Consider the following 21512-nt stretch of genomic DNA (forward strand, 5'->3'; position numbering starts at 1 on the left):
CGGAAATAATAAAATGCTAAATAATAATAATGTTTGTTAACTCTTGAATTTAGACAGCGTTACTGGTAAATGTAATACAGACAACTCACATTTTAAATACAGTCAGGTGATTTTTACACGGCCTTTTGCAGTAAAACTTAAATATTTAAGATTTAGATAACATTTTCTTAATAAACTGACACCCGTTAGTGTGGAAAATAATTGTATATATCTACGGTTTTTACCCCTTTTTATTGTATTTTTAAAGCGTTGCTTGCTGCCATATTGAAAATTCCTATGGAAATCGTGGGTTTTATTGAAAATTTTCAAAACAAAGCTTCTTTTCATGGCAAGCAATCAGGGTCTTTATCATCCTTCTTTTGAACGCGATGCATGTGGAATAGGTTTCGTAGCAAACATCAAAGGCCACAAATCTCATCAACACATTTCCGACGCACTAACCGTTTTGGAAAACATGGAACACCGTGGTGCCTGTGGTTGCGAAAGCAATACCGGTGACGGCGCGGGTATCATGATCCAGACTCCGCACGAATTCTTCTTCGATGAGTGCATTAAGCTGGGCGTGCCCCTTCCTCCATTCGGCCGCTACGGTGTAGGTGTTATCTTCTTCCCCCGCGAAATTCGTTTGCGCGAAGAATGCCGCGATATCTTCAACCGCACAGCCGAAAAGCTGGGTCTCGAAATCCTCGCCTACCGCAAAGTACCCGTCAATCCCGATGGTATCGGCTCCACCGCCTTGAGCGTGGAACCCGAAATGGAACAGGTATTCATCGCTTGTCCTGACCATATCACCAATCCCGACGATTTCGAACGTAAATTGTTTGTGCTGCGCAACTATGCCAGCCATACCATTACCAACACTGTCAAGAAAGATGCGATAGGCTTTTACATCGCATCTATGTCTTATAAAACCGTAGTGTATAAAGGACAGCTTACCAGTATGCAGGTACGTCCTTATTTCCCCGACCTCACCAACAAGCGCGTGGTAAGTGCTTTTGGTCTCGTACACTCCCGTTTTGCTACCAATACCTTCCCCTCCTGGAAGCTGGCTCAGCCTTTCCGCTTTATAGCACACAACGGAGAGATCAATACCCTGCAGGGCAATCTCAACTGGCTCAAGACAAGCGAACCTGGTTTTGCTTCTCCTTATTTTACTAAGGAAGAGATGGAGATATTGCTCCCCATCGTTACCGAAGGCCAGTCCGATTCTGCCTGCCTCGACAATGTAATAGAGCTCCTGGCCCTCACCGGCCGGTCATTGCCCCACGTAATGATGATGCTCATCCCCGAAGCATGGGATGGCAACGAAGAGATGGACCCCGTGAAGAAAGCGTTCTATGAATTCCATGCGTCCATGATGGAGCCCTGGGATGGTCCCGCTTCTATTTCCTTCACCGATGGAAAGATCATTGGTGCTACCCTCGATAGAAATGGTTTACGCCCTTCCCGTTACTGCGTTACCACCGATGACCGTGTCATCATGGCCTCAGAAACAGGTGTATTGCCCATTCACCCCACACTCATCAAAGAAAAAGGTCGCCTCCAGCCCGGTAAGATGTTTGTCGTGGATATGGAACAGGGACGCATCATCAGCGATGGTGAGCTCAAACGCACCATCTGCTCACAAAAGCCCTATGCCGAGTGGCTCAATAAATACAAGATCAGGCTCAATGAATTGCCCGAGCCAAGGGTCATGTTTACCCACCTCGAGCATGACCAGGTATTCAAATACCAGAAAGCATTCGGTTATTCCACCGAAGACCTCGATACACTCATCGCTCCCATGGCATTGGATGGTAAAGAGCCCATCGGCTCCATGGGTACCGATACACCCCTGGCCGTGTTGAGCGATCAGCCCCAGCACCTGAGCAGCTACTTCAAGCAATTGTTTGCACAGGTAACCAATCCTCCCATCGATCCCATCCGTGAGCGCATGGTTATGTCCCTCGCCACTTTTGTGGGTAACAATGGTAGCCTGCTCGAAGAAGATCCCCTCAGCTGCCATACCGTGGCGCTGAAGCACCCTGTTCTTTCTAATCACGAACTCGAAAGCATCCGTAGTATAGATACCGGTATCTTCCAGGCCAAAACCCTGCAATGTTATTTCAGGGCCGATGGCAAACCCGGTTCCATGAAAAAAGCCCTGGACCGTATTTGCCGCTACGCAGTCGATGCAGCACAGGATGGCTTTGAAGTATTGATCCTGCAGGACAGGGCCATCGATTCCGATCACGCTCCCATTCCTTCCCTCCTGGCTACTGCAGCCGTTCACCACCACCTTATCCGTAAAGGATTGCGTGGTCAGGTAGGCATCGTAGTAGAAGCAGGCGATGTATGGGAAGTGCATCACTTTGCCTGCCTCCTCGCCTTCGGTGCTACCGCTATCAACCCTTACCTGGCTTTGTCTTCCATACGCGATATGAAGCTCACCGGTAAGCTCGATACCACACTCGATGTAGATCACCTCAAAAAGAACTACATCAAAGCTGTCAATGATGGCTTGCTGAAAGTGTTCTCCAAAATGGGTATCTCCACCCTTCAGTCTTACCAGGGTGCACAGATACTCGAGATCATCGGTCTTAATAAAAATGTAGTTGATAACTATTTTACCGGCGCCACTTCCCGTATTGAGGGAATGGGCCTCGATGAGATCGCCAAAGAAACACTGGCCAAGCATACATTTGCTTTCGCCGGTAAGGACGTGCCTGTAAATCGCCTGCCTGTGGGTGGTGTATACCAATGGAAGAGAAAAGGGGAGTTCCACCTCTTCAATCCCCAAACCATTCACCTGTTGCAATATTCAACCAGGATGGGTGATTACAATACTTTCAAGAAGTACACCAAGACCGTCAACGACCAGGGCGAAAAAGCTTGCACACTCAGATCCTTATTCCGGTTCAAACGTAATAAACCCGCTATTTCTATTGACGAAGTAGAATCAGCAGAGAATATTTATAAAAGATTTGCTACAGGAGCCATGTCCTTCGGATCTATCTCCTGGGAAGCACATACTACCCTCGCTATTGCCATGAACCGCCTCGGTGGTAAAAGCAATACCGGTGAAGGTGGTGAAGATGAAAAGAGGTATGAGTTAATGGAAAATGGCGATTCCATGCGCAGCGCTATCAAACAGGTAGCTTCTGCCCGCTTTGGTGTAACCGCCCATTACCTCACCGAAGCCGATGAATTGCAGATCAAAATGGCACAGGGCGCCAAGCCCGGTGAAGGTGGACAATTACCCGGCCATAAAGTAGATGACTGGATTGGTAAAACAAGACACTCTACTCCAGGCGTGGGCCTGATATCACCGCCTCCCCACCACGATATTTATTCTATTGAAGACCTGGCCCAATTGATATTCGACCTGAAGAATGCCAACCGTGCCGCCCGTATCAACGTTAAGTTGGTATCCAAAGCAGGGGTAGGTACCATTGCAGCCGGTGTGGCCAAGGCCAAAGCCGATGTGGTACTCATTTCTGGTTTTGATGGTGGTACTGGTGCATCTCCCATCAGCTCTATCAAACATGCCGGTTTACCTTGGGAATTGGGCCTTGCCGAAGCACACCAAACCCTGGTAAAGAATAAGCTCCGCAGCCGTATAACCCTGCAGGCCGATGGTCAGATGAAGACTGGTAAGGACATCGCCATTGCTACCCTCCTCGGAGCCGAAGAATGGGGTGTGGCTACCGCTGCCCTCGTGGTAGAAGGCTGTATCATGATGCGCAAATGTCACCTCAATACCTGCCCCGTAGGGGTGGCTACGCAAGACCCTGAGTTGCGCAAACGCTTCTCCGGTAATGCAGACCACGTGGTAAATTTCTTTAAGTTCATTACACAGGAGCTCCGTGAGATCATGGCCGACCTTGGTTTCCGTACCATCAATGAAATGATCGGCCAGGTCGATACCCTCGAAATGAGAGATGACATCACCCATTGGAAATACAGCAAGCTCGATCTGTCTCCTGTGCTCTACAAAGAACCAGCTTCTTTATATACCGGCCTCTACAAGCAGGAAGAGCAAGACCATGGCCTGGCAACCGTTCTTGATTGGCAATTGCTTGAAGCAGCCCGGCCCGCCTTGGAAAAACAGGAGCGCGTAGCAGCTTCCTTTGCCGTGAAGAATACCGACCGGACCCTGGGTACCATTCTGGCCAACGAGATCACTAAAAAATACAAAGCAGCCGGCCTGCCCGACGATACCATTCACTTCAACCTCACTGGTACAGCAGGCCAAAGCTTTGGCGCTTTCAATACCAGTGGTGTTACCCTCGAACTGGAAGGAGATGCCAATGACTATTTTGGTAAAGGTCTCAGCGGCGCCAAACTCATTGTGTATCCTCCCAAGCAGGCTTCTTATGTACCTGAAGAAAACATCATCATTGGTAATGTGGCCTTCTATGGTGCTACTTCCGGCGAATCATACATCCGCGGTAAAGCGGGCGAACGTTTCTGCGTACGCAACTCCGGCGCAAAGGTGGTAGTGGAAGGTACAGGAGATCACGGTTGTGAATACATGACAGGCGGCACCGTAGTAATACTGGGCGAAACCGGGCGCAACTTTGCAGCTGGTATGAGCGGTGGTATTGCTTACATCTACGATGTGAAAGCACAGTTTGCTGAACGTTGTAACCGCGAGATGGTAGACCTGGATCCTGTAGACGCCGAAGATGCCAAACTGTTGCAGGATATGATCATGAAGCATTACGCTTATACAGGCAGTACCGTAGCCAAGTTTGTCCTCGATGATTTTGAAAATCAGCTGAAGAACTTTGTGAAAGTATTCCCGGCCGATTACAAGAAAGTATTGCAGGCCAAAAAGTCACCTGTATCAGTAAGCAAATAAAGGGTACCGAAGCTAAGGGCTAACGCCTAACCGCTAATACCTAACAGCTGAAATGATCAACAGGGTTATTTGAGATTCTATATTAAAAGCTAAGACTAACAATAATAAACGATAACAAACAATGGGTAAGCCATCAGGTTTCTTAGAGTTTACGAGAGAGTTGCCCGGTAAATTGCCGGTGCAGGACAGGGTGAAGAACTACAATGAATTTGTAGAGCGTTACAGCGAAGAGAAGTTGAACCAGCAGAGCGCCCGCTGCATGAACTGTGGTGTTCCTTTTTGTCACAGCGGTTGCCCTTTAGGCAATGTGATCCCTGAATTCAATGATGCAGTATACCGTAAGAGTTGGGAAGAAGCATACGACATCCTTACTTCTACCAATAACTTTCCAGAGTTTACAGGACGTATTTGTCCCGCTCCCTGCGAAAGCGCCTGCGTATTGGGTATCAACCAGCCAGCCGTAGCTATTGAAGAGATTGAAAAGCATATCATAGAGATCGCTTTTGATAAGGGATTTGTAAAACCACGCAAACCCAATGTGCGTAGTGGTAAGAAAGTAGCCGTAGTAGGGTCAGGTCCCGCCGGTTTGGCCGCTGCTGCCCAGCTCAATTTTGCAGGCCATACCGTCACCGTATTTGAAAGGGATGATGCACCAGGTGGTCTCCTGCGTTACGGTATCCCCGATTTCAAACTCGAAAAATGGGTCATTGATCGCCGGATAAAGTTGATGGAAGAAGAAGGCATCACGTTTAAATGCAGTGCCAATGTAGGCGTAAATGTGAGTATCAACGACCTCCTGCGCGAGTTTCATGCTATCGTGCTTTCCGGCGGTTCTACCGTTCCCAGAGACCTGCCCGTTCCCGGAAGAGAGCTGAAAGGTGTGCATTATGCCATGACCTTCCTGAAACAACAGAACAAACGCAATGCAGGCCTCGATCCCCTGGCCAATCCAGCCATCGAGAGCAATATATTCTCAGAAGACATTTTTGCCACCGGCAAGAATGTGGTAGTTATTGGTGGTGGTGATACCGGCAGCGACTGCGTAGGTACCTCCAATCGTCATGGCGCTTTGTCCGTGACCCAGTTTGAGCTCCTGCCCAAGCCGCCCGAAAGTAGAACCACCTTTATGCCCTGGCCTACCTATCCCATGACATTGAAAGTGTCTTCTTCCCATGAAGAAGGCGCCCAGCGTCATTGGGCCATTGCCACCAAATCCTTTGTGGGCGATGAAAAGGGCAACCTGAAAGCCCTGAAAGTGGTAGACCTCGAATGGAAGATCACCGAAGATGGCCGCCCGGCTCAGTTTGTGGAAGTAGCCGGCAGCGAGCGTGAATTGCCCTGCGAGCTCGCCCTCCTCGCCATGGGTTTTGTACATCCCCAGCACAACGGCCTGATCAATGAACTGGGCGTCGAGCTCGACGAACGGGGTAATGTACGCGCTACCGAAAAAGCCTACCAGACCAATATCCAGAAGATCTTTGCTGCCGGTGATATCCGCCGCGGCCAAAGCCTGGTCGTTTGGGCCATCAGCGAAGGACGCGAATGCGCCCGGAAAGTGGATGAATTCCTGAGTGGAGGCGTTTCCCTCCTCGAAAGCAGGGACCAGAACATCATCATGGCCGTTTAACAAAACAATATAGAGTGCTGAAAAAGCCATTCACCGAAAGGTGGGTGGCTTTTGTGTTATATATACACGTTAGGAAGCACAAACACGCATGGAGCTTATTCCTTATTGATAAAAAGGTCATTGTCCCAGTACAATACCACAAAATCCATTTTAGTTACCTTGTTGAAAAAAATATTTTTTAGAAGCTGTCGAAAAACGACAGCTTTTTCTATTTCCATATTTGAAATTCTCTATAAATCAGGTGGGATAATTGTTTCAACATGCAGAACTTATGTAAATGTGTAACATTATGATAAAATGCATATGTGTTGATGTGTCAAGAACAGGCAAAAAAATGCTAATTTACATTCATAACAACACATAGTATACATTCTTAATTTAACAACTAAAATCAACTGGTATGAAAAAAATCACCTTTAAGGAGGTGGCGCCATTTCTCGTTTTGGCAGCCGTAGCGGTCATCGCGATCTTCATCCCCGCCGTTCCTGACTTCGTAGACACGAAAGGAGCTTACAACAATGCCGACATCACCTGGGTGCTCGTAGCTTCAGCCCTCGTATTCTTAATGACACCCGGTCTCGCCTTCTTCTATGGTGGTATGGTGCATCGCAAGAATGTGATCTCTACAATGATCAAGAGCGTAGCTGCCGCTGGCGTGGTAAGCGTTCTGTGGATCGTGGTGGGTTTCAGCCTCAGTTTTGGTGAATCAATGGGAGGATGGATCGGAAATCCTTCTACCCACCTGTTCTTCAAGGGAGTAGCCTCCGGCGAACCTTGGGGCACCATTCCAAAATCTTTGTTTGCCGTATTTCAGCTCATGTTCGCCATCATCACCCCAGGTCTCGTAGTGGGTGCTGTTGCTGAACGTATTCGCTTTACTTCTTATATTCTCTTTATTGCACTGTTCAGCCTCCTGGTGTATTGCCCCCTGGCACACTGGACATGGCATTCCGAAGGATTCCTGTTCAAAATGGGCGTTCTTGACTTTGCCGGTGGTACCGTAGTACACATTTCTGCAGGTTGCGCAGCCCTCGCTGGTGTGCTCGTGCTGAAACGTCGTAAATCACACATCGAACATAAAGAAATTCCTCCTGCCAACATCCCTTATGTATTGATTGGTACTGGTTTACTCTGGTTCGGTTGGTTTGGTTTCAATGCAGGTTCTGCACTGGGCGCCAACAGCCTCGCTGTTTCTGCCTTCTTTACTACCAATACTGCCGCTGCTGCAGCTGGTCTGTCCTGGATGTTCTTTGATGTTTTAAGAGGTAAAAAACCTTCTGTGCTGGGCTTCTGTATCGGTGCTGTAGTAGGTCTCGTGGCCATTACCCCCGCTGCCGGTTTCGTAGCTATCCCCCAAAGTATCACTATTGGTGTTATAGCTGCCCTGGTATCTAATATCGTAGTATTCTACAAGCAAAAATCCAAGCTGGATGATACCCTCGACGTTTTCCCCTGCCATGGTGTAGGTGGTATGGTAGGTATGCTGCTGACAGGCGTATTTGCTACCAAAGCCGTAAACGGTCTGGGTGCTGATGGCCTGTGGCTGGGTAATTCAGGTTTCCTGTGGACCCAGTTCAAAGGCATGATCATCTCTGTCGTATTCAGCTTCACCATGTCTTTCATCATCTTCAAATTCATCAACTTCATATTGCCCCTCCGCGTATCTTCTGAAGAAGAAGAACTCGGTCTCGATGCTACACAGCACAACGAAAAATACCTGCAAGGCACATTACTGGTGCACGATAATGGTAAAATGGAAGATAAATTAGTGGAGAGCGGACATTAAGAAAAAGGTACAGCCTCTAAATAAGCTTCTGACACAAGCTCATTCCGCCGTACCCTTTCCTTTTAACACTTAAAATCTTTAACAATGTTAAGAAAATTCTCTGTATTGGCCATAGGTGTGGCCTGTTCTACGTGTGCTTTCTCGCAAGACTCAACAAAAAAATCCAATTTCGTGATCTCCGGCTCTGCCGATGTATACTACAGGTACAACTTTGCCAATCCAACTATAAAGGACGAAAATGATCCCCTGTACAATAAGTTTAATAGTCCAACCAGTTTCACCCAAACACACAACACCTTTGCCCTCGGCATGGCTTCCATCAAAGTGGAGCATTCCATCGGAAAAGTAGGTATGGTGGCCGACCTCGGTTTTGGCAAAAGGGCAGAAGAATTCTCATACAATGATAAAAATACCCAACTGGCTGTAAAGCAATTGTATGTAACCTATGCGCCCAGCGATAAGATCAAGTTCACCCTCGGTAGTTTCGGTACCCACGTAGGCTATGAGCTCGTAGACGCCTACCTCAACCGCAACTATAGCATGAGCTATATGTTCTCTTTCGGTCCCTTCTTCCATACCGGCTTAAAAGCCGATATCAACCTGGGTGGTTCCACTGCCCTCATGGTCGGTGTTACCAATCCTACCGACTTCAAAAGCGCCAGCGCCGAACCTAAAATGTTCATCGGTCAGTTATCTACCGCTTCAAAAGATGGAGCTGTTAAAGGATTCCTGAACTTCCAGGGAGGAAAATATACCGAAACAGATCGCCTCACCCAGTTTGATGTGGTAGGTACATTCGGTATCTCTTCTAAGTTCAACTTAGGCGTAAATGGTACCTGGCAGTCCAGGTCTTCCAAAGATAATGCCGGCAAATGGGGTGATTCCGAATCCTGGTACGGTGCAGCTGTTTACCTGAACTACGATCCCACCTCATTGTTTGGCCTCACACTCCGCGGTGAGTACCTCAATGATGATAAGAACGTATTGGGCTTTAATGGCAACATCTTCACACCAACCTTGTCAGCCAATTTCAAGATCGACAACCTCACCATTATACCTGAGATCAGGTTTGATAATGCCAGTGAGAATATTTTCCTGAAACATGATAATACCGGTACCAAATCAACCGGTTCCTTTATCCTGGCAGCTACTTATCATTTTTAAGGAAAGCAACACAGCTGTGGAGATCATCATCAACGATCACTTGTTTTTCCGCAGTATTGAATTACAGTCACGTAGGAGTTTAGTGTTGTTTTGTTAAGAATGAGAGGCACCGGGCGACCGGTGTCTCGCTTTTTGAAGAAGCAGCACACAAGGAATAAAAACAAATAGGCTGTCTCCCGGTGGGAGGCAGCCTTATTTTTTAATGTTAGAAATAGATTGATTGAACCAGGTTACTGGTTTAAGCTGATCGCTAAAACTATCCTCCAAATCCTGACCATCATCCTTTCTTCCTTCCCGGTCTCCATCTCACTTTAACAGGTGGCTGGCGTTCACCGGAGATCTCGATCAGTACAGGAAAAATTAGTCAGTGGCAATAGCCCTCAGCTGATAATTAATAACCAACAGCACCAATAACCACGAACAGCTAAATTGCTAACAGCTAACTCCTAAAACCTAAAAGCTAACTGCTAACTGTTCTTGCCTAAAGCTCGCAGCTCGAAGCTCGAAGCTCACCGCTCGCAGCTTGTATTTCAGTGTTGCACAACACCTCATCGTCTTCACCAACCGTGCTTAGGGGCCCCGTCCACACAGTCAGTCTGTTCGCAACAAACATACAACACCGGTATACCCGTTTCCAAATTTAGAATGTCTGCTTTTGGTTGTTTTGGCGTGAAACGGTTGTTTTTCTACACATTTTTAATCTTGTTATTAAAATTGCCGGAGCAGCAAAATCAAATTTGGGTTTGCCTTAGCCTATGTTTTATGTTTGCTATGGGCTATTGAAGGCCGTGATGACAGAGAAGGAAGCCTGGCAATGCCAAACCAACAAAAAGATCGGCCAGTTACCAACAGGAAGAAAAGTACAACGCACGGAGTAATTCTAAATGCTACATCCTAAATCCGTATCCCTTCAGCATGGCTTCTCCATATCTTCAGTATCGATAGAGTATGCTAATAGCATCAAACGCCAAAACAGCCACTTTTCGCAAAGACTGGGAGGGCAGCTGGCGCCCCTACCTCAATAAAGGAGGAATCAAGTAAAACAAAAAAGGTGCCTCCTGCAATGGAGACACCCTGTGTATAGTTTTGTAAATGTAATGCCTAAGCCGAATTCCGCCCGGCATTGATGATGCCGAATGAACAACGGATCACCAACTTCTCAAAGATTTCTTTGTGCGCAGCAGGCGCCTGTTGCTCTTCCAGTTGCCGTATCCGCGTCATCGCATATTGCTGGATAGTCGTCAGCGGCAATACGATCCTTTCACGTGTTTGTATTGACAGTTGCTCTACCGGGTAATCAAACATCAGTTCATTATTGCCCGACAGTTGGAAGATATACTTTTTCGTGAGCTCATACTCCTGGAAGATCAGATTCCAGATCTCTCCATACCGTGCATCTTTCGAAAGATACTCCGTCAGCGGGAAGAAACATTTCTTCATCGCCATCTCGCAATTGTCCATCAGCGTCTTGAAGAATTGCGAGTTTTTATAAAGCTGTTTAATGGCGGGAAGCTTGCCTCTTTTGTCCAAAGCCTGCAGCGCCATGCCCACCCCATAATAACCCGTCACATTCTGCTTCAGCTGGCTCCAGGCCCCCACAAAGGGAATGGCACGGAGGTCCTTCAAAGATAGCTTGGAAGAGCTGCCCCTTTTCGCAGGCCGGCTACCGATATTCGTTTCACTATAGAATTTCAGCGGACTGATATGCGATAAGTAATTCAGGAAGTCAGGGTTGTTTTTAAGTTGCGTATATGCCTTCAGGCTTTCATCAGCCAGTTCTTTAAGCAACACTTCGTCTTCCGGCTGCAGCGTTTTTTCCTTGGCAGAAAAAACATGGTTCGAAATGCCCGCATTTAACAGTTGCTCAATGTTGAACTGAGCCGAATCAACCGTGCCGAAATTCGAACTTACCGTTTGTCCTTGTATCGTAAGTTGTATCTCTTTGTTGGAAATATTGTTGCCCATCGAAGCATAGAACTTATGCGTCTTGCCGCCGCCGCGTGCAGGAGGGCCGCCACGGCCATCAAAGAACACCACATCAAAACCATAGTTGCGTGATATGCTCGTCAGCTCTTCTTTGGCTTTGTAAATACTCCAGTTGGCCATCAGGTAACCACCGTCTTTCGTGCCGTCCGAAAAGCCCAGCATGATCGTCTGCCGTTTATTGCGGCGCTGAAGATGCTGCCGGTAATCATCATTCTTGTACAGCGACTCCATAATGCCCGCTGCCTTTTCCAGGTCGTCGATCGTTTCAAAAAGAGGAACAATATCAATGTCGAGCGTGTCTTTTGTCCAGCCACTCAACAGGAACAGACCAAACACCTCCATGATGTTTAGTGCACTGTTACACTGACTGATGATGTAGCGGTTTGAACCTTCAGGTCCGTTATATTCCTGTATATTCTTAATAGCTGTAATGCTCTGCAGCGTATCCTTGATTACCCCTTCTTCATAAAGATCTGCATGCGCCGTACTCCTGATGCTCGTCAGCGTTTTGATCTTTTCCTGCTCCGAAAGCGAAGCATAGTTTTCCGGCAATAACTTTTCCTTGCTGGCAATAGCTTCCAGTACCGTATTGTGTACCGTGCTTTCCTGCCTTACATCCAGCGAGGCAAAATGAAGCCCGAATACCTGTATCTTATTGATCAGGTTTTCCACCAGGTGCTGGAACAAACCATTATGCTGATAGGTCAGGATTTCCCTGATCTTATACAATTCATCCAGTATGCCCTGCTTCGTAAGCGCCGTACGCTGCCCCGGAATGAATATATTATTGTACAACTGCTTTTCCAGCTCTGCCAGTATCGTATCGATCCCTTTGAACGTAAGGCGGCGTTTTAAGCGCCGTACATCCAGGTAGTAGCACTTAATGATGCTGCCACGAAGCAGGTCAGCTACTTTAAGCGTCGTATCTGCCGTTACGAAAGGATTGCCATCCCGGTCACCACCCGGCCAAAAACCCATCGTAATGATCGGATTATTGTCGGGAACCACTTGCGGGAACTGGTTCTTCAAAAAGCTCACGATCCTGCCTGCAGCCGGGTAAAAGACGTTTTCCAGGTACCATACCAGGCTGATCGCCTCATCGAAGGGCGTAGGCTTCTGCTTTTTGAAAAAGGGCGTTTTGCCCAACTGCTGCAGGTACATATTGATCTGGCTGGCATTATTGTCTGCCAGCGCTTTCGAAAGGTCATTGATAATGCCCAGCACAGTGCCAGGGTAGAACTGAGTAGGGTGCGCTGTAAGCACCATGCGGATCGAAAAGTCCTTCAGTTTTTCTGCCAGCTTGTCCTGCGCGCCCTCCTGGATCACTTCAGACTCAAGGTACTTCAGCGTACCGATCCCGTTCATGTCCTGCACCTCCCGGAAAGAAGCATCCTCCAGCGCGTCAAACAACACTACCTGCCTTTCTACATATTGTATAAAGCGGAACAGCAAGTCGCACCGGTCCTGGTCTTTCTGATAGATCGTATGCTTCTCAAAGAACTCCTCGATGATCTGCGTGGGACTTTGCTTATGCTTATAACCTTCTTCACAATTATTTAATAACAGCGATAACAGGATACCTGTCTTTTCAATGCGGTGGAAGGGAAGCGAAGTAAATAGGCTGTTGTAAAGCTGGAATTTGATACCAACGTAATTCTTGAATTGCTGCAGTCCTCTCGTCGACTGGTGGTCCATATGGAATGTATTTTAGGCAATAATCAATTGAAACATATAACAAGCAGCAACACAAACAGGCGATGAAAATACGATGAAATTCTAATAAGACAAAAACAGCTTCGGACCACTGACTTCAGGCCTACGAGTCCCGGGCCTGCGATCGGGGTATACCACCGCTACTGTTTTAGCTCGCAGTTGTATTCAAAGCTTGCCGCTCCCAGATCGACTCGCGAAGCTGTATTAGAGCTCGTAGCTCACAGCTCGTGGCTCGTAGCTTGCTTACCCTATTCATTCAATAGACAATTTTTATGAAACTAACACTTGTTAATAGTAAATTTTGTATATTTGGTCATCTTTTTAAAGTGGCACTACAGCACCCACATATCATTTCTTCCACTACTACAGTAGCTTTCACGGCTACAACAACGTCTACTATTACGACCCGCTAAGGGTTGTACATTTCCATATTATCATTTGGGCTTTTAGCTGATCGTACCTGGGATAGGTATATCTTTTGCTTCCATCTTTTACATTCAACTAATCATATACGATATGCAGGTCTTAAAGTTCGGCGGTACTTCTGTAGCAAATGCCGACAACATCAATAAAGTAGTAGCCATTGTACAGCAATCAATACTACGTGATAAAACCGTGGTGGTAGTGTCCGCATTGGGGGGCGTCACCGATTCCTTGTTAAAGGCAGGCGCCCTGGCTGCCATTGCCGATGAATCCTATAAAGATGTACTCGCCACCATCGAGCGCCGGCATATCGATGCAGTGAAGGTATTGGTGCCTGTTGCTAAACAGAGCAGCATCTTGAGCTGGGTAAAACAGCGCTGTAATGAGATTGAGGACATCTGCAATGGTGTTTTCCTCCTGGGCGAATTATCCGACCGCACCCGCGACCGCATAGTCAGTTTTGGAGAACTGATCTCATCACAAATAGTAGCAGCCCGCTTAAAAGCTGCCGGTACCGATGCCGTATGGAAAGATGCAAGAGAACTCATTATTACCGATTCCAACCATGGTTATGCCGCAGTCGACTTTGCCATCACCGACCATAATATACGCAGCTACTTTGCAGCTGCTGTAGAAAACCTGTTCGTGGTGCCGGGCTTTGTGGCTTCCAGCCAGGCCGGCCTTACCACCACCCTGGGCCGCGGAGGCTCCGATTATACCGCTGCCATCTTCGCCAGCGCCCTCGATGCAAAGGTCCTGGAGATATGGACCGATGTGAGTGGTATGATGACTGCCGATCCACGTCTTGTGCCCCATGCCAAAGTGCTTCCCCGTATCTCTTACCAGGAAGCCATGGAGCTATCCCATTTTGGTGCGAAAGTGATCTATCCCCCCACCATTCAGCCCGTCATGAGTAAGAGTATCCCTGTATGGATCAAAAACACCTTCGACCCCGAAGCCCATGGTACCGTGATCGAAAACGAAGTAGTGAAGAGGAATGGCAACAATATACGCGGTATCACCAGCATCAATAAGATAGCTTTACTGAGCCTGGAAGGCCCAGGTATGGTAGGCGTGCCCGGCTTTTCAAAAAGGTTATTTGAAGCTTTGGCTGCCGAGCAGATCAATGTTATCCTCATTACCCAGGGCTCTTCAGAACATTCCATTTGTGTGGGTATTGACGAAGCCACTTTGGTGGATGCAAAAGCAGCCGTTGACAAAGCGTTTGCCTGGGAAATAGAAACCGGCAAAGTAGATCCCCTGGTGGTAGAACCCGGATTGTCCATTGTGGCCCTGGTAGGCGATAACATGAAAAGCCACCCTGGTGTGAGTGGTAAAATGTTTGGCGCTATTGGCCGCAATGGCGTCAATATACGCGCCATAGCACAAGGATCATCCGAACGCAATATATCTGCTGTAATAGCAGCCGTAGACGTAAAGAAAGCCATCAACGTATTACATGAAGAGTTTTTTGAGACCACCTACAAGCAGGTCAACCTCTTCATTGCCGGTGCTGGCAATGTAGGCAGTAAACTGTTGTCACAATTGCAGCAGCAGCATGCCTGGCTCCAGGAACAATTGCGCTTGCAGATACGCATCATTGGTATCGCCAATAGCAGGAAGATGGTCTTCAACGACGAAGGCGTCAACCTAAGGAACTGGAAGCAGGAACTCGAAGCAGGCCAGCCTATGGACCTCGACAAATTTGTAGAGATCACCCGTTCCAAAAACCTGCGCAATTCCGTATTCGCTGATGTTACCGCCAATGACAATGTAGCCCAAACCTATGATCGCTTATTGGAAAAGAGCATATCCGTGGTGGCTTGCAACAAAGTGGCCTGTTCTTCTTCCTATGCCTATTACAAGAAGCTGAAGGACCTCGCCAGGGAATACAATGCATCTTTCCAGTTTGAGACCAATGTAGGAGCAGGCCTGCCCGTGATCGGCACCTTGAACGACCTCCTCCGCAGTGGCGATACAGTGAACCGTATTGAAGCAGTATTGAGTGGTACCCTCAATTTTGTTTTCAACAATTATAACGGTGAAAAAAGTTTTGCAGAAGTGGTAAAGCAGGCCCAGGAAGAAGGCTATACCGAACCCGATCCACGCCTCGACCTCGGTGGTACTGATGTCATGCGCAAGATCATGATCCTGGCCAGGGAAAGCGGTGAGCAGCTGGAAATGGAGGATATCACCAATAGTACCTTCATGCCTGCCTCCTGTATGCAGGGCAGTGTGGAGGACTTCTATGCAGAGATGGCCAAACAGGAAACCCATTTTAAGGCCCTGTATGATGAGGCTGTCAAAGCGGGTAAGAAGCTGAAGTTTGTTGCAAAGTATGAGAACGGAAAAGCCGCAGTAGGCTTACAACATATAGATCCGCAGCACGACTTTTACCACTTGTACGGGAAAGACAACGTCGTACTGTTTTACACCAACCGCTATGTGGAACAACCCCTGGTAGTAAAAGGCGCAGGGGCAGGAGCAGAAGTAACCGCTTCCGGTGTATTTGCCGATATCATCCGGGCCGCCCATTAAGTTATTGAAAGGTGGGTCGCCCTGCGGTGTAGCAATGCGGCGCTGAAGGGCGGCTCACCTTCGATCAAAAGGAAATGCATTCTAAAAAACTGTACAATGAAAGAAGAACAACTAGATAAAAAAATTGCCTCCTTCGCCCCGCTGGCGGCTGGGGGCATCAGCAAAGGCGTAAAAGTGTTTGCTCCTGCTACCGTGGCCAACCTCGTATGCGGTTTTGATGTGTTGGGCATGGCCCTGCATCGTCCCCAGGACCTCATGTCCGTTCGTCTGCGCGATGAGCCAGGTATTGTAATACAACATACCGATGGTTACCAGCTCCCCGTAGAGCCCGAAAAGAATGTGGCAGGTGCAGCCCTCCTGGCCATGCTGGAAGAAGTAAAAGAGCCGCCGGGGTTCGACATTACCATTGACAAGCGCATTAAGCCCGGCAGTGGCCTCGGTTCCAGTGCTGCCAGTTCTGCGGGCGTAGTGGTAGCCGCCAATCATTTGCTGGGAAATATCTTTTCCAATGAAGACCTCGTACGCTTTGCCATGAACGGCGAAAAGGTGGCCAGCGGTGTAAAGCATGCCGACAATATTGCCCCCGCTATTTATGGAGGTATCACCCTTATCCGTTCTATTTTTCCGTTGGATATCGTGCAGCTGTCGGCTCCGCCATTATATGTGACCGTGGTGCATCCCCAGATAGAGGTGAGAACGTCAGATGCCCGGCAGATACTGCGGAAAGAAGTAAAACTAAAAGATGCCATCAGGCAATGGGGCAATATAGCAGGGTTGGTGGCAGGCTTTATGAAGAATGATTACAGCCTTATTGGTCGCTCCCTCGAAGATGTGATCATAGAACCTGTGCGCAGCATGTTGATACCCGGCTTCGATGAAGTAAAGAAGAACAGTAAGGAGGCCGGTGCCCTGGGTGGTGGTATTTCTGGTTCTGGTCCTTCCATTTTTATGTTGAGCCGCGAAGAAAGTACTGCCCAGCAAGTCGAATATGTAATGACCGAGGTATATGTGAAGCTGGGCATAGATTTTAAGACCTATGTAACCACCATTAGTTACGATGGCGTAAAGGTTTTGGAGGACAACGAATAGCCGTGCGTATCAAACGTGTATTCTGCCCCTTTAGGGGCTACCGCTTTGTAGCATGCATGCAATAATTAATAATTATTAATCAATAATCAACAATGCGCTTTTATAGCCTCAACAAACAATCTCCCGATGTTGATTTCAAAGAAGCTACCATCAGGGGACAAGCCCCCGACAAAGGATTGTATTTCCCCGAAGCAATTCCTGTAATAGAGCCATCGTTCTTTAATAACATCGAACAATATTCCAACGAAGAGATCGCTTTCCGCATCATTGAACCCTATGTGGCGGGCACAATGCCCGGGAGTGAGCTCCGGCGCATTGTGGCCGAAACCATCAATTTCCCTGTGCCCCTTGTTCCTGTGCAGGAAGACATCTATTCCCTGGAACTTTTCCATGGACCTACACTGGCTTTTAAAGATGTTGGTGCCAGGTTCATGAGCCGCTGCCTGGGATACTTTGCGCGCGAGCGGAAAGATAAGGTGGTAGTACTGGTGGCTACTTCCGGCGATACCGGTGGCGCTGTAGCCCACGGCTTTTATGATGTGCCGGGCGTAGAGGTGGTGATCTTATACCCCTCCGGTAAAGTAAGTTCCGTACAGGAAAAACAGCTCACTACCTTGGGAAAGAATATCCATGCACTGGAAGTGCAGGGCAGTTTTGATGATTGCCAGCAATTGGTAAAGGAAGCTTTTACAGACCAATCACTAACCAGTAAAATATTCCTTACCTCCGCCAATTCCATTAATGTGGCCCGCTGGCTGCCACAGCAGTTCTATTATGCGTTTGCCTGGAAGCAGTGGCAGCACAAAGACAAGCCCCCCGTGGTATGCGTGCCCAGCGGCAATTTTGGAAATATCTGTGCAGGCCTGCTGGCCCATCGCTCAGGATTGCCTGTAAAACATTTTATAGCTGCCTGCAATGCCAATGATGTTGTGACCCAATACCTGGAAGATGGTCAATACCAGCCGAAGAAGGCCGTGCCTACTTTGTCCAATGCGATGGATGTGGGCAACCCCAGTAATTTTGTGCGCGTGCTCGAACTATTTCACCAGGAGTTTGGTGCATTGAAAAATGTGCTCAGCAGCTATAGCATTACCGACGAAGAGACAAAAGCCACCATCAGGTCTGTATATCAGAAATACCATTACCTGACCGATCCCCATGGCGCTGTAGGTTTCCTGGCCCTGCAAAGATACCTGGCGCAGCATCCCGGAGAAAAGGGTATGTTCCTCGAAACAGCCCATCCCGTTAAATTCTATGACGTGGTGGAACCCGTAATAGGGGAGGCCGTGCCCCTTCCCCAAGTCGTGCAGGCCATGATGGTACTGAACAAAGAAAGCAAGGTGATCCCTGCCCAATATGAAGCATTGAGATCGTATTTGCACAGCAGGTATTGATCCTGTCAATAGTCATTCCCATAAATAACTAAGCCCTCATGCTTGCACAGGAGGGCCTTTGTTTTTCATGCAAATACAACAACAAAAAACAGACGAACGAAAGACTTAATAAGATCAGTAAGGTGGGCCGTCTCGCAACAATGCGGGACAGCGCTGCATTGCCGGGCCGCAGGGCGACTCACCTTACATGGAAAATTTTTATATGATCCCGGCCAGCTCCAGGCTCTTCTTCTTCAGTTTACGGATCTCTACATCTTCAATGATCGCTTCCGGCGAAAGAATGAGCGAAGTGTTGTTTTCTTTCCACCAATTGCTATCACGCAGTTCTTTAAATGGCAGCACACCCACCAGGTATTTCCGGTCCGTTTCAGCATGCCATTCTTCGATCCACTCAAACCTTTCTTTGGGAATATATTTCCAGTCATCGAAACTTACATACACACGGATATAAAAGTCTGTGGTAAGCTCCTGCGGAACGTGATGATATAATTTTTTATACTCGTATTTGTATTGATAACGCAGTGCCGAAAGATCACTCAATACAGCCGAGGCAGTGGGGAAACTTCCCGCGCCCTTACCATAGAAGAACTGTTTGTCGGCAAATCCACTCTCGATCACTACACCATTGTATTCATTTTTTACAAAGGCCAGGTGATCGTCGTGTTTAATGAATTGTGGTAATACAAAGGCCGCTACTTTTCCGTTCTGTAGCTTTTTGGCTTGCGCCACCAGCTTGATATCAAAATGTTTTTCGGCAGCAACCGTAGCATCACTGCCCTGGATGTTTTGGATACCGTTGAATACGATGTGGTCAATCGTCTTTACAATACCATAAGCATGCGTGAGCAGGAAAGCCCACTTGTTCACCGCATCATATCCTTCCACATCAAGTTTGGGATCAGTTTCTGCAAAACCCAGTTGCTGCGCCAGCAATACCGCTTGTTGGTAGTCCAGCTTGTCTTCAAACATCTTCGTGAGGATGAAGTTGGTGGAACCGTTCACGATCGCTTTGATCGAGTGCAGCAGGTCGTTGTCGTAATATTCTTCCAGGTTGCGGATCACTGGTATTGAAGCGCAGGCTGCTGCTTCGTAAAGTACCGAGCGTCCCGTGCTTTGTTGCAGTGCAAGTAGTTCCGGTAAATGCTCAGCGATCATCTTTTTGCTGGCGCTTACTACATCCTTGCCATTGTTGAGCGCTGTCGTTACGATCTCAAAAGCCGGCTCCGATTCATTGATCACTTCTACGATCACATTGATTTCCGGATCATTCAGCAGAATATTTTTATCTGTCGTAAATAGGTCTTCTGGCGCATCTCTTTTTTTACCGGGATTTTTAATACACACCTTTTTGATCGTGGCTTTCAGCGAAGGCGTTTGTTGCAGTACCTTATATAAACCTTCTCCTACTACGCCAAATCCAAATAAGCCAATTGTTAACTGTTTGTGAGCTTCCATTTACTTGTTACGATTTTTAGTTCCTGAACTGTTAATTGTTGTTGTTGTTTATTGCACCGGCAATCGTCTCTTAGCCGTTTGTTAGGTCTATGGATCAGGCCAACTCCTTTTGCAGGGAAGGCGTTGCCTGCAGCTGCAGCGTGTCAAGCGCCGCCTGCAGGTCTTGTATAAGATCTTCCGCTTCTTCAAGTCCAATGCTCAGCCGTACAAGACTGTCCGACACACCAGCCGCCTTGCGCTTCTCAGCCGGGATCGACTTATGCGTCATCGTAGCGGGGTGGCTGATCAGGCTCTTGATACCACCCAGGCTTTCTGCCAGTTTAAACAGTTGCGTGGAAGTAGCGAAAGCGCCGGCTGCTTCAAGCGTATCTTGCTTCAGGCTAAAGGATACGATCCCGCCAAATCCTTTCGATTGCTTTTTGGCCACCTCATGGTTGGGATGCGTTTTCAGGCCGGGATAATATACTTTGTCTACTGCCGGATGTTTTTCCAGGAACTCAGCCACTTCCTGTGCTGTGGCGCAATGCTGGCGCAGGCGCAGGTGGAGCGTTTCAATACCGCGTATCACCAGCCAGCTGTCAAAAGGCGCCAGGATAGCCCCACAGGCATTCTGGATAAACTTAATTTTGTCACCAAGCGCCTTTTCTTTTGTCACTACCGCTCCTGCTATCAGGTCACTATGTCCCCCCAGGTACTTCGTAGCCGAATGTACCACGATGTCTGCGCCAAGCGTCAGCGGCTTTTGCAAAGCAGGCGAGGCAAAAGTATTGTCTACACAGAGCAGACAATTATTGGCTTTTGCTATTTTGGCGATCGCTTCAATATCAGAGATCTTCAGCGTCGGGTTCGTAGGCGTCTCCAGCCAGATCAATTTCGTTTTAGGAGTGATCGCATGGAACACTTTTTCAGGATCAGAAGTATCTACAAAATGGATCGTAATACCGAATTGTTGATACACTTGCGTGAACAGGCGGTAGGCACCGCCATAAATATCATCTACAGCTACGATCTCGTCTCCCGCCTGCAGTAATTTGGCGATCGCGTCAATGGCTGCCAGGCCACTGCTGAAAGCAAGACCTGTTTCGCCGCCTTCCAGTTTTGCAAGCAGGTTTTCGAGCACAGCACGCGTGGGATTACCACTGCGGGCATAGTCATATCCCTTGTTGATCCCCGGAGCTTCCTGTACAAAGGTGGAGGTTTGATAAATGGGCACTGATACTGCGCCCGTCAATGGATCTACAGGAATGCTGTGAATAAGTTGTGTTGTCGCTTGCATGATAAACAGTTTTTTTGTTCTGCCAACTCCTGGTGTAGGATGGTCCCGAACGATGTTAAATGTTGTAATAATTCAGTGTTCTGCGACAGCACTTATCAAGAGAAATTTCTTATCGGAGAGTTTCTTTGTTTTCCTTGTTCTATCCCTTCCTTTTCTTCCCCTTTAAGGGGTTGGGGGCGGGCAGGTACATAAAACAAAAAAGCTCTTCCGATGAGTCA

Annotated in this window: 10 protein-coding genes; 7 read left to right on the forward strand and 3 right to left on the reverse strand. The window is 47.8% G+C overall.

The genetic code is table 11. The annotated features are described in order from the left end of the window. Positions 1-325: 325 nt before the first annotated feature. From gltB to D3H65_RS29090, 4 genes are all read left to right on the forward strand, one after another. The gene (gltB, locus tag D3H65_RS29075) at positions 326-4843 is read left to right on the forward strand and encodes a glutamate synthase large subunit (protein WP_119053665.1); all 4518 of its coding nucleotides are present in this window, start codon (positions 326-328) and stop codon (positions 4841-4843) included. A 121-nt stretch (positions 4844-4964) separates the two neighbouring features. Next, a complete protein-coding gene (locus D3H65_RS29080) occupies positions 4965-6470 on the forward strand; it encodes a glutamate synthase subunit beta (protein WP_119053666.1) in 1506 nt (501 codons plus the stop codon). Positions 6471-6870: 400 nt separating this feature from the next. Then, positions 6871-8256, forward strand: coding sequence for an ammonium transporter (locus tag D3H65_RS29085; RefSeq protein WP_119053667.1), 1386 nt, complete (start codon positions 6871-6873; stop codon positions 8254-8256). A gap of 84 nt (positions 8257-8340) precedes the next feature. After that, a complete protein-coding gene (locus D3H65_RS29090) occupies positions 8341-9420 on the forward strand; it encodes an outer membrane beta-barrel protein (RefSeq protein WP_119053668.1) in 1080 nt (359 codons plus the stop codon). Positions 9421-10521: 1101 nt separating this feature from the next. On the opposite strand, the gene D3H65_RS29095 is transcribed toward D3H65_RS29090, so the two are convergent. Continuing rightward, entirely contained in the window at positions 10522-13101 is a 2580-nt protein-coding gene (locus D3H65_RS29095; RefSeq protein ID WP_119053669.1) for a phosphoenolpyruvate carboxylase, read from the reverse strand. 534 nt (positions 13102-13635) lie between these two features. On the opposite strand from D3H65_RS29095, the gene thrA reads away from it, so the two are divergent. The 3 genes from thrA (at position 13636) to thrC (ending at position 18563) form a co-directional block, all read left to right on the forward strand. Further along, the gene (gene thrA, locus D3H65_RS29100; protein WP_119053670.1) at positions 13636-16080 is read left to right on the forward strand and encodes a bifunctional aspartate kinase/homoserine dehydrogenase I; all 2445 of its coding nucleotides are present in this window, start codon (positions 13636-13638) and stop codon (positions 16078-16080) included. Between the two features lie 96 nt (positions 16081-16176). Beyond that, positions 16177-17169, forward strand: coding sequence for a homoserine kinase (locus D3H65_RS29105; RefSeq protein ID WP_119053671.1), 993 nt, complete (start codon positions 16177-16179; stop codon positions 17167-17169). Positions 17170-17261: 92 nt separating this feature from the next. Beyond that, positions 17262-18563 carry a threonine synthase gene (thrC, locus tag D3H65_RS29110; protein WP_119053672.1) on the forward strand — a complete coding sequence of 434 codons (1302 nt, stop codon included), beginning with the start codon at positions 17262-17264 and terminating at the stop codon, positions 18561-18563. Between the two features lie 198 nt (positions 18564-18761). Here thrC and D3H65_RS29115 read toward each other — a convergent pair whose 3' ends face one another. Both D3H65_RS29115 and D3H65_RS29120 read right to left on the reverse strand, forming a co-directional pair. Beyond that, positions 18762-20018, reverse strand: a complete 1257-nt coding sequence (locus tag D3H65_RS29115; protein WP_119053673.1) for a homoserine dehydrogenase — start codon at positions 20016-20018, stop codon at positions 18762-18764. Between the two features lie 94 nt (positions 20019-20112). After that, entirely contained in the window at positions 20113-21294 is a 1182-nt protein-coding gene (locus D3H65_RS29120; protein ID WP_119053674.1) for a trans-sulfuration enzyme family protein, read from the reverse strand. Between the last annotated feature and the right edge of the window lie 218 nt (positions 21295-21512).

It is taken from the genome of Paraflavitalea soli, from assembly GCF_003555545.1.
Lineage (GTDB): Bacteria > Bacteroidota > Bacteroidia > Chitinophagales > Chitinophagaceae > Paraflavitalea > Paraflavitalea soli.

Bases quoted from the DNA above. Each gene is read 5' to 3' on its own strand.
- D3H65_RS29095 (WP_119053669.1), bottom strand. From the start codon at position 13,101: ATGGACCACCAGTCGACGAGAGGACTGCAGCAATTCAAGAATTACGTT.
- gltB (WP_119053665.1), top strand. From the start codon at position 326: ATGGCAAGCAATCAGGGTCTTTATCATCCTTCTTTTGAACGCGATGCA.
- thrA (WP_119053670.1), top strand. From the start codon at position 13,636: ATGCAGGTCTTAAAGTTCGGCGGTACTTCTGTAGCAAATGCCGACAAC.
- D3H65_RS29120 (WP_119053674.1), bottom strand. From the start codon at position 21,294: ATGCAAGCGACAACACAACTTATTCACAGCATTCCTGTAGATCCATTG.
- D3H65_RS29115 (WP_119053673.1), bottom strand. From the start codon at position 20,018: ATGGAAGCTCACAAACAGTTAACAATTGGCTTATTTGGATTTGGCGTA.
- D3H65_RS29105 (WP_119053671.1), top strand. From the start codon at position 16,177: ATGAAAGAAGAACAACTAGATAAAAAAATTGCCTCCTTCGCCCCGCTG.
- thrC (WP_119053672.1), top strand. From the start codon at position 17,262: ATGCGCTTTTATAGCCTCAACAAACAATCTCCCGATGTTGATTTCAAA.
- D3H65_RS29090 (WP_119053668.1), top strand. From the start codon at position 8,341: ATGTTAAGAAAATTCTCTGTATTGGCCATAGGTGTGGCCTGTTCTACG.
- D3H65_RS29080 (WP_119053666.1), top strand. From the start codon at position 4,965: ATGGGTAAGCCATCAGGTTTCTTAGAGTTTACGAGAGAGTTGCCCGGT.
- D3H65_RS29085 (WP_119053667.1), top strand. From the start codon at position 6,871: ATGAAAAAAATCACCTTTAAGGAGGTGGCGCCATTTCTCGTTTTGGCA.